Origin of the sequence: Streptomyces sp. NPDC006458 (genome assembly GCF_040612135.1) — a bacterium.
In the GTDB taxonomy this organism is placed as follows: domain Bacteria; phylum Actinomycetota; class Actinomycetes; order Streptomycetales; family Streptomycetaceae; genus Streptomyces.
Genome location: NZ_JBEXPR010000024.1, coordinates 2,886 through 12,775 on the forward strand (window position 1 = coordinate 2,886; position 9,890 = coordinate 12,775).

At 71.6% G+C, this 9,890-nt stretch carries 8 protein-coding genes; all 8 read right to left on the reverse strand.

Annotation, left to right across the window (positions count from 1 at the left end):
• Nucleotides 1–123 precede the first annotated feature (123 nt).
• Nucleotides 124–504 carry a type I-E CRISPR-associated endoribonuclease Cas2e gene (gene cas2e, locus ABZZ79_RS28690; protein WP_356693512.1) on the reverse strand — a complete coding sequence of 127 codons (381 nt, stop codon included), beginning with the start codon at nucleotides 502–504 and terminating at the stop codon, nucleotides 124–126.
• A complete protein-coding gene (cas1e, locus tag ABZZ79_RS28695; protein WP_356693514.1) occupies nucleotides 501–1,469 on the reverse strand; it encodes a type I-E CRISPR-associated endonuclease Cas1e in 969 nt (322 codons plus the stop codon). Before cas1e ends, cas2e begins: the two co-directional genes overlap by 4 nt.
• A complete protein-coding gene (gene cas6e / locus ABZZ79_RS28700; RefSeq protein ID WP_356693516.1) occupies nucleotides 1,466–2,254 on the reverse strand; it encodes a type I-E CRISPR-associated protein Cas6/Cse3/CasE in 789 nt (262 codons plus the stop codon). Before cas6e ends, cas1e begins: the two co-directional genes overlap by 4 nt.
• Complete coding sequence (gene cas5e / locus ABZZ79_RS28705; RefSeq protein ID WP_356693518.1) at nucleotides 2,254–3,003, reverse strand: type I-E CRISPR-associated protein Cas5/CasD; 750 nt, start codon at nucleotides 3,001–3,003, stop codon at nucleotides 2,254–2,256. Before cas5e ends, cas6e begins: the two co-directional genes overlap by 1 nt.
• Nucleotides 3,000–4,190, reverse strand: a complete 1,191-nt coding sequence (gene cas7e / locus ABZZ79_RS28710; RefSeq protein ID WP_356693520.1) for a type I-E CRISPR-associated protein Cas7/Cse4/CasC — start codon at nucleotides 4,188–4,190, stop codon at nucleotides 3,000–3,002. Before cas7e ends, cas5e begins: the two co-directional genes overlap by 4 nt.
• Complete coding sequence (gene casB, locus ABZZ79_RS28715) at nucleotides 4,187–4,885, reverse strand: type I-E CRISPR-associated protein Cse2/CasB (protein ID WP_356693522.1); 699 nt, start codon at nucleotides 4,883–4,885, stop codon at nucleotides 4,187–4,189. Before casB ends, cas7e begins: the two co-directional genes overlap by 4 nt.
• Nucleotides 4,886–4,966: 81 nt before the next feature.
• Nucleotides 4,967–6,592, reverse strand: coding sequence for a type I-E CRISPR-associated protein Cse1/CasA (gene casA, locus ABZZ79_RS28720; RefSeq protein ID WP_356693738.1), 1,626 nt, complete (start codon nucleotides 6,590–6,592; stop codon nucleotides 4,967–4,969).
• A 76-nt stretch (nucleotides 6,593–6,668) separates the two neighbouring features.
• The gene (gene cas3 / locus ABZZ79_RS28725) at nucleotides 6,669–9,767 is read right to left on the reverse strand and encodes a CRISPR-associated helicase Cas3' (protein ID WP_356693525.1); all 3,099 of its coding nucleotides are present in this window, start codon (nucleotides 9,765–9,767) and stop codon (nucleotides 6,669–6,671) included.
• Nucleotides 9,768–9,890: the final 123 nt, after the last annotated feature.

Below are 9,890 nucleotides of genomic sequence, written 5' to 3' on the forward strand. Positions count from 1 at the left end.
CGTAAGGGTCCATCCCCGCGGGTGCGGGGAGCAGTCTGGTTGACCTGTGGTTTTACCGCAGGTGGCGGGTGTTTCTGACCAGTTTCTTCGATTCGGGTGAATGGGGCATTTACGGCTTCATGGTCAGTGTTTGCCGAAGCGTCGGCGTTTGGATTGTCGGCTCCAGCCGGTGGGCGGATGTTGCGTGTTGTCAGGGGCGGAGGTGGGGGCTGGATCTGAGGCGGGTGGGTGTGGGGCGGGTCGGTGGATGAGGGTGGCGCCTTCGTGGTCGGTGGGGTGCCAGGTGTGGTCGTGGGTGCGGAAGGTGAAGCCTTGTTCGTTGTTGGTGGTGTGGGCGAGGAGGGCGCGGCCTTGGCCTGCGTATTGGCGTACTTCGTTCCAGAGGGCGTCGCGGATGCGGGCGGAGGGGTTGCCGATGAAGACGCCGGCTGAGATTTCGAGCATCCAGCGGGTGAGGAAGCCGCGTAGTCCGGCGGGGCAGTTGGTGAGGACGATGACGGTCACCAGAGGTGGTCCGGGTAGTCGTGGTCGGGGCCGTCGTGGTTGAAGCCGGAGGGGGTGTGGTCGCCGTGGTCGCTTTGGAGGGTGACCAGGTCGTGGTCGTCTGCGGTGGCCGGGACGGCGTTGTGGGGGAGGAGGAGGTGTTTGACGTCGTTGACGCACCGGTCGAGGAGGTGTGTGTCGTTGATGCGGTCGCGGAGGGCGCGGCGGGTGCGGGGGCCGATGTCTTCTTCGCTGTGGGCGGCGGTGTCGAAGGCGACGGGGATGGCGATGTCCGTTTTGTAGAGGTCGGCGATGTCGAGGACGAAGGAGAGTTCGTGGCCGGAGTGGATGAAGCCGAGTGCGGGGCTCAGGCCGAGTGAGGTGACGACGGCGTGGGCGATGCCGTACATGCATTGCGCGGCGGCGGTGATGGCCTGGTTGACGGCGTCGCCGCTGGTGTAGTCGCCGGGGGTGTAGCGGCGGCCTTTCCATTCGATGCCGGTGCGGGCGGCGTGGGTGCGGTAGCAGTCTTTGACGCGTTTGCCTTCGCGGCCGAGGAGTTCGCGGCGGGTGAGGCCGGCGGGATCTTCGTCGGGGAAGCGCAGGCGGTACATGTGACGGGCGACGGTGAGGCGGGTGCGGGGGTTGGCCCACTGGAGGGCCTGGGCTTCCATGAGGGCGGAGGAGCGGGTGAGGGCGCGGCCGGAGGCGTAGTAGCGCACGGCGTGTTCGCCGACCCAGGCGACGGCGGCGCCGGTTTCGCCGAGGACGCTCATGGCCTGATGGGTGATGCGGGTGCCGGGGCCGAGGAGGAGGGTGCCGATGGTGGCGGAGGGGATGTGGGTGGTGCCTTCGGCGTCGGTGGCGGTGATGGCGTTGGCGTCGCGGTGGACGGTGCAGCGTTCGAGGTAGAGGAAGGAGAGGCGTTCGGTGGTGCGGGTGAGATGTCTGGGGGTGAGGGCGGTGCGCTGGGAGACGTGGGTCATGGGGCTGTCTGGGGGCTGGGTGTGAGGGGGGTGAGGGTGAGCAGGCCGCATCCGTAGGCGCGGGCGCGGCCGATGCCCTGGGTGAGGGTGCGGCGCAGGGCGTCGGGGTCGGTGACTTCGAGGCGGCCGTCGTAGGTGGCGGTGACGAGGGTGACGCTGCCCTTGCGGTTACCGGCGGAGCCGGGGTTTTTGCTGAAGGCGAGGGTGCGGGTGTCGCTGACGGTGAGTTCGTAGCGGTCGCCGTGGTGGGTGTGGCCCTGGCGGGTGGTGCCGGGGGGCAGCAGGCGCTGCGCGGCGGGTTTTTCGAGGATGCGGATGCCGGCTCGCTGCTGGCGGCCGGGCTCCAGGAGCCAGCCCATCTGGTGGACCGGGGTGAGGTGGGCGGTGAGTTTGCGCACCTCGCCGTCCTTGCGGCGGATGGTGTGGACGGGGTTGGCGGTGAGGCGGAAGGACCAGCGTGATCCGGTGGCCAGCTGGTCGAGGAAGGGGCTGTAGGGGCGGGTCTGCCAGCCCGGTGTCTCGGGGGCGGCCACGGCGGGCCAGCCGGCCTGTTCGACGAGGTGGGTGAGGTCGGGCCGGTCGGGGCTGACCACGTAGAGGATCACTTCGGCGCGGGCGGGGTGGTCCAGGCGCCACAGGATGCGTGGCGCGTCGGGGGCCGTGCGGTCGCCGGGCAGGATGTGCGGGAACGACGACATGACGGCTGCATGCAGGGCCTGGGGGGAGGACAGCAGGCGGCGGGCGCCGGGCCGGGCGGCATTGAGGCGGAAACGGGTGAGGAACATCAGACGTTGTCGCCTTCCGGGTAGGCGGCCAGCGCGTCGAACGGGTCGTGCCGCGCCGCCTGGCCGGTGTCGGGGGCGGGCGGCCGGGGCACGGACGTGGTGACGACGGTGCGCAGGGCGTGGCGGCGGTGGGCGGCGGCGAAGCTGACGGGCTGGTCGCGCAGGGTGTCCGCGGCGGCTGGGCTGTCGCCGGCCCGGATCTCGCGCAGCACGGTCAGCGTTTCGGGGGGCCGGTTGTGCTGGCGGCGCCGGTACCAGCCGGCGGCCTGCCACGGCTCGTGCGCCAGGACGTGTTCGAGCCGGGCACCTTTGTGGAGGGTGAGGTCGACGGGGCGGGCCGGCGGGCAGGAGCGGCGGCCGAGGAACGGCGGGTAGACCGGGGCGCGCAGCGCCTGCTGCAGGTGGGTGAGCAGGCCGTGTTCGCCTTCGACGGCGGCGACGAACACGGCGTCGGCGAGGTAGAAGCGTTCCGACAGCGGCATGGCTTTGCCGGTGGCTGTGTGGTGGGCGGTGTGGAAGTCGCGGATGCGGGTGCCGGGCTGGTCGATGCGGACACCGAACCGCAAGGCGCTCAGGGGTGTAAGGCGCTTGTCGTCGTCGCGTTCGATGCCGACGGCGGCGGCGAGCAGGCCGATGACGGCGCTCTTGGTCGGGGCGGATTCGGTGGTGCGCCTAGTGAAGCGGGAGGACGCTCCCCAGGACTGCAGGGGGCCCGCCAGCAGCAGGGACAGAACACCGGTGTGGGTCATTTCGGCTTCTCCAGCCGCTCGGCGACGGCCTGTCCGACGGCCTTGATGAGTGCGGTGAGGTTGTCCGCTTCGGTTCCCAGACGGTCGAGTTGGCGGGTGTGGGGGCCGACGCGCAGGATCCAGGTGGGGTCGGCCTCGGTGCCGTAGGCGCGTTCGATGTCGGGGACGTATGCGGTGAGCCGGTCGCACGCGGCGCGTAGGTGGCCGCCCTCCTCGGCGCGGACGGGGTCTTCGAAGGCCGACACGAAGCTGACGGGCCGGGTGGAGCGCAGGGTGACGAGTACGGCGTCGGGCAGGGTGTGATGCCCGAACGTGTTGATCTTGCCGGTGGGCAGGGACGCGACGAAGCTGTGCATGAATGCCTCGACGGCGCGGCGTACGGGCTGGGTTGCGGGTTCGTCCTCGCGCAGGCCCTGGCCGAGGTTGGCGGCGAGCTGGTGAATGCCGAGGGCGGCGTAGCGGTACAGGGTGGCGGAGTTGAAGTCGACTGTGCCGATCATGCCGGCGCCGGTCTCTTCGTCGCGGTTGTGGTCGTCGACGGCGGTGTAGTAGTCGGATTCATTGTCGACGCGGTGGACGCTGAGCGCGTGGGCGACCTGGACGGCGGCGTCGACGTTGATGTCGGCGATGTCGGCGACCATCCGCCCGAAGAGGGCGATGTCCACGGAGTGGCGGGTGTCGGCGGCTTCGCGGGCGCGGTCCTTGTTCTTCCTGTCCTTGAAGAAGGCGGTGATGTCGGCTGCGCCTTCGGCGGCGAGCGCCGCGAGGGCGTCGAGCTGGCGGGCGGAGAGGAAGACCAGGTACTTCGTTTCCGGGGCGGGGGCGGGGCTGCCGTCTTTGGCCTGGTCGGCCTTGCGCTTGGGCACCTCGGTCTTCAGCCCGGTTGCCTTGACGGTCTCATCCGCCCGGCGCAGTGCTTCCTCCTCGCTGAGCGCGGGGTCGAGCGCGGTGATCCGCTCGGCGAGGAGTTCGACGACCTTCTTCGTCCTCACGCCGAGCTCGGTCGGGTCGAGGAGGTGTTCGTCGCGGAAGTAGGTGCGGATTGCCCGCTTCCATGCCTGGCTGGAGACCCGGGCGCGGGGGACACCGCCGTAGACGGCCGTCTTCGGGGCGCCGGTGTCGTCCCGGTTGAGGTTGCTGGGCGGGACGGTCTGCAGGGCGTGCACGTCCAGGAAGAAGCGGTTCACGAGGCGTCCTTGTCGTCCTTGGCGAGCGGTGGGGTATCGCTGGTGTCGTCGGATGCGGGGGCGGTGCGGGGGAGTGCGTGGAAGGAGCGGCCCCACTCCCGGCGCACGGCCGCAGGTCCGTCGGGCCACTGCCACGCGTATAACTGCCCGGCGAGCAGCCCGTAGTCGAGGGGGATGTCCGCGCCGCGCAGCAGGGTGACGATGTCCCGCAGCCGCTGCGCGAGGGCCGGCAGGTCGGGTGCGGTGCCGGCCCGCACGAGGCGTTTGCGGACTGCTTCGTCGATGTCCCCGGCGGGCATGAGCCGGCGGACGGCAAAGCCGAGCCCGCCGGGCAGCGTTGCGGTGTGGGCGCGGTGCATGCGCGAGCCGCGCGACTGCTGGTGCAGCGCCCACAGTGTCAGTGCTGTGTACAGGGCGTTCTCCGCACGCACGAGTTGCGTCTCGCTGAGCGGCCGCGCGCGTTCGCCGGGTGCGTGGAGGGGGCCTGTGTCGATCAGTCCCCACAGGTCGGGCAGGGCGGCGGCGTCCCGGCCCGCGCCGCGGCGCAGCCGGGCGAGCGCGGCTACGGCAGCGGGCTGGTCGCGCAGGTAGCCGTCCTGCCAGAAGGTGATGCGGTCGGCAGCAAGACGGGCGATGCGGCCGCTGACGCCGCTGCCTGACTGCATTGTTGACCCGGGCGGGGTGAGGGTGGTCATCGCTGTATCTCCGTGTCGGGTGCCGCAACAAAGGGGAGCGCGGCCCGTCCGGCCGGGCCGCGTCGGGCCGCCCCGTTGGGTCTAGGGTCCGGTGCCGGACTGCGCGTCGTCCGCACCGGCTGGCCCTGCAGCAGCATCAGCAGGGCCGGCCGGGCCGACGGGGTCAGGGCCCGGCAGTACTTTCGCCAGGCGCCTGCGGAACCAGGTGTCGGCCAATCCCGCACTGAGCCACACGGTGCCGTTCTTGCCGGTGACGGTCCGACCCTGCCATGCGCTGTCCCCTGCCGCCTCGATGAGGCGGTCGCCGAGCCGGCCGATCACCTGCCGGGCCTGGGCCTGCCAGATGCTGCGCCGCTCGAACGGGTCTTTTGCCCCGGCGAGTTCGGACAGCCAGGTGCGGTAGGGCTGTTCCAGTGCGTCGAATCCGGCGCGGCGGGCGCTGTCCTTCGGTCCGTCCGTCGCGCTGCCGGCCGCGGCGGCGAGGTCTGCAGCCAGATCGCCCAGGGTGCGAACGGCCAGTTCGGCGTCCTCGGCGGCGTCGACGGCCTGCCGGGCGTAGGTGCGGTCCTGGCGATGGAGCAGCACCAGGGGCATCAGCAGGTGGTCGTCGACGATGTCGTCTATCACGGACTGCTGCGTCCCGTACGCGGCGCCGATCACCCGGGCCCGCACGAGGAAGCCGCGTGCGAGGTGGCCGTCGGTGACCAGGCGGGCGATCCACTCCAGGACGAGCGGCCGCAGGTGCGGCGCCGCCTCGGCCGTCTGCCCGCTTTCGGTGCGGTCGGCCACCAGGGCGGCGATGCCCCGCCAGGCCGCGCGGGCAGGATCGTGTTCCCTGGGCAGGTAGACCTGCGCCCGGCGGAGCTTCTTCTCCTGGGCCGCGCTGCGCCGCCAGGCCGTCATAGGCTCACGGTGGAACATGTTGCGCCAGGCCAGGGGGTCGCCGTAGCCGAGGACGACGCCGTGGACGCCGTCACGGTTGTGGTGCAGGCGCAGGCGGCGGGACTGCCACGTGTACAGGTCCCGCGGGCCGGTCGGCGGGCGCTCGGTGCCGCCGGGGCCGCAGGGTTCGCGCCGCCAGGCCGGCCGGTCGCCCGGGCCGGTGTCCAGGGGGTCGGTGTCGGCGGCGACAAGGTTCAGCAGCAGTGTCTCGCGCAGGGTGTCGCCCTCGGCGAAGACGCCGCCCAGGCCGCCGGCCCAGCCCGTGCCCAGCGGGTACACCTTGCCGCCCCTGACGCGGTCGTCGCCGACGGTGCCGGACTTGATGCCGGAGGTGTCGTAGGCGTGGGCGTGCACGACCCAGCGGGCGGCTTCGGCGAACGTCAGCCGCAGCCCGTCGGGGCGTCGGGCGGTGAAGAACGGCTCGCCGTTGGGGACGTCGGCCACGATCCGGTTCAGCGGGAAGACTTCGTCCTTCGCCGTGCGCAGTCCCGCCGTCTGGAAGAAGGGGACCTCGGGGTGCAGTAGGTCGAAGCGCTCGCGATGGGTGGCGAGATAGCCCTGCACGGGAGCGAAACAGTCCGGGTCGTCCCGCAGATCGGCCCACTCCTCGATGTCCCGGGGGCCGTCGAGCGCGTCGTGCGCGATGGCCAGCAGCAGCCGCATCAGGGCGAACTCCTGCGTGGGCAGGTCCCCGATGACGCGGCGTAGGGTGCCCGCCCGCGCAAAGACCTGACGCAGCGACAGCTCGTGCTGGCTGCCGTCCATGTCGAGCACACCGATCCACGGGCTGTCGGTCAGATCGAACGACGCCGGCGCCGGTGCGGCCTGGGATAGGGGTAAGTCAGGTGCGGTCGTCACGGGTGACCTCCAGGCCGTCCAGGGGGCTGTAGCGGAGTGAGAAGCCTGCCAGAGAGGTCTGACAGTCCTCGTCCAGCGCCAGGATCAGCTGCCCGTCCAGCCACGGGCACTCCTTGCCCTGCCAGGCGGGCAGATACAGCTGCTCCAGCTGCGCGATGGCCTGGTCCATGACACCGGGAGAGGAGAACTGCATGGGCAGACGCAGCCCGCAGCTCGCCGCCGTACGCGCCGCGAACGAAGCCGGTGCCTGATCCTGCGGCAGGCCGAGGCCCGCCCGGCGGCGTCCTTTGCCATCGGGCTCCAGCCACGGCAGGGTGGCCAGGCTCCCGTCGCCGCGGCGCTGCACGGCGACGACTTCCAGGCTTTCGCGGCTGTCACGGACCTGGGCCGCCCCGGCGCGGCTGTCGTCGGCATCTCCCACTCCGGCCGCCACCCACCCGAACAATGCTCTGCCGGGCTTGCCGACGTCACCGAGGCGGAAGGCGGCGGCCCGCTCGGCCTGATCCGCCCGGTGGGCGTCGAACCGCTCGCGTGCCTGCTCGAGCACCTCGGCCCACGACGGCGGCCCGAGCGGGCCCCGTCCGTAGGCCTGCTGCACGAGAGGGCTGATGTCCGCAGGCAGGCACACCGGCCGCCCGCCCTCCGCGAGATGGGGCAGCAGCGCGGCGGCCGACCGCAGCAGCAGATACCGCCCGTACACGGCCACCGACCCCCGCACCGGCACCGGCACATCCCCCGTGCCCGCGCCCCAGTCGGCGCCGGTGAGCAGACAACGGGCCGCGCGCAACCGTCCGGGCCGCCCGCTGTTCATCTCACCGCGCTGGTGGCGGTGCAAGCGGCCCATCCGCTGCAACAGCAGGTCCACCGGGCACAGATCGCTCACGAGCAGATCGAAATCCACGTCCAGCGACTGCTCGGCGACCTGACTGGCCACCACGATGTGCCGGCCCACCGGCCGCCCGTCCGCCTTGTCCGGCGGACCGAACCGCTGCAGCAGGTCACGGTCCTTCGCCGCCCGGTCCAGATCGACGAACCGCGAATGCGCCACCGTCACCGCCGCGTCACCGAACCTCGCCCGCAGCACCCGCGCCGTCTGCAGCACCCGCGCGACGGTGTTGCGCACCACCAGCACACAGCCGCCGCCGCTGGTCTCCACCTCCAGCCTGTCGGCGAGCACATCCAGATCGTCGCCGAGCGCCTCCACCGCCACACCCGTCGCCCGGCCCGACGCGCCGGGCCGCCGCTCCACTGGCACCCCTCCCGCAACCACAGCGGTGATCAGCGGATACGCCACCTCCACCGGCTCCCCGGCCTCCACCCCTTGCCCGCCGGGCAGTGGCGCGCTGCTCGTGCCGCTGTAGGCGGCGAGAAGCTCGCGGCGGCGGCCGGCGGGCAGGGTCGCGGACAGCACGATCACCGGAACGCGGTACGCGCCCAGCCAGGACAGCACCCGGTCCAGATACACACTCATATAGGTGTCATAGGCGTGCGCCTCGTCGATGACCACGACCTTGCCCGCCACCGCGAGATGACGCAGCGCCAGATGCCTGCTCTTCAGCCCCGCGAACAGCAACTGGTCGATCGTGCCGGCCACGAAGGAGGCCAGCATGGCCTTCTTACGGCCGCGCAGCCAGGCGTGCGCGACAAGCTCAGCACCCGCCCGCCGTCCGGCATCCACCTGCCTGCCCGGCACCGGAGCGTCCTCGTCCACGCCGACAGCCGCGACCGCTCCCGCACGGGCCATCAGGCCCGCAAAGTCCTCGTTGAGCGCAGCCTTCGAATGCGCCAGATGCACCGACCGACGCGTGCCCGCCACCCCGGGCAGCCGCTCCAGCCAGGTGAGCAGACGGGGAAACATGGCATTGCCGGTCGCCATCGTCGGCAGCGCGAAGAACACCCCGCCCGCACCCGAGCGTGCCGCGAACACCTCAGCCACAGCGAGCGCGGCCTCCGTCTTCCCCTCACCCATCGGCGCCTCCACGATCATCAGACCGGGCGCCTGCATCTCACGGGCCAAAGCCAGCGCAGCCTCCTGCACCGGCCGAGCCTTCACCCCCGCCGGCAGCCCGAACCGCGCGGACAGCAACTCCTGCGCCCCAAGCCCTGCATCCTGCGCCTGCCACGCAGGCGGCAGGTCCAGCCCGCGCCAAGCCCGCACGAGCCGCTCCTCACCCGCGCACCCGGCCCCGTCGGGGAAGTAAGGGAACAAGGCCGGATTGCTGGCAATCCAGTCGCAGACAATCACCAGCGCCGTCAGCAGGACCTGTACCGGCTGCGGCAGCCGCACCGATCCCCACCCCTCCAACCGATCGGCGACACCGAAATGCTCCGCGCAGGCGTCCAGCAGCCCGGTCTGCACCTCACGCCAGACACCAGCGGACGCCCCCCGGGTCCGCAGCAGCTCCTCGTGCTCGTAGAGGGCCTTGATCTGCCCGTGCTCAGGCGGCACCCCGTGATGACCGCCGACCGCGACCGTGAACTGCCCCGTCCGCGAGGGCGCCCACCGGTGCCGTTCCTCCAGCCACTCCGCCAGCAGCAACTGCCCGGCCAGGCCGTGCAGGGCGAGCCGGCGCCCTGGCCCCATCGCTTCCGCCGAGCGCATCGCCAGCCCCCGCCGGCGCATCGCGTCGGCGAGCGCGGGGACCTGGCAGGCGAACGCCGGTGTCGCCTTGCCGATGTCATGGACCCCGGCCAGCCACCCAGCAAGGGCCCGGCCGTCGCTGTCGCCCCCCGGCAGGGACTGGGCGATGAGATGCCGCACGCTCGCCGGCAGCCAGTGATCCCACAACAGGCCCGCCACCGCAGCCGAGTCCTCCATGTGCCGCCATAACGGCAGCCAGCCGTCGCTGTCACGGTCATGCTTCGCCCACACCGACCGGGCCGGCTCCCCAAGCCGACGCAACAGACCAGAGTGGGCAATCCCCCCACGCGTCATGAAAGATTCATACCGGCTGACCGCGCCACTTCGGGCGTGAATCCGCGAAGTTGACCATAGTCGGCCCGCGCCGCAGGCCCTCCCGGAACAATGCACCGTGAAGAGGTTCCCTTTGCTACGTTTGCCGGACTCGATGAACCTTGACAAAAACATTGCTGCACAGCGGTAAACCCGCAGGTCACCGAGACTGCTCCCCGCACCCGCGGGGATGGACCCCGCGCCCTGCTCGACCTGCAGGGCAACCGGGTCTGCTCCCCGCACCCGCGGGGA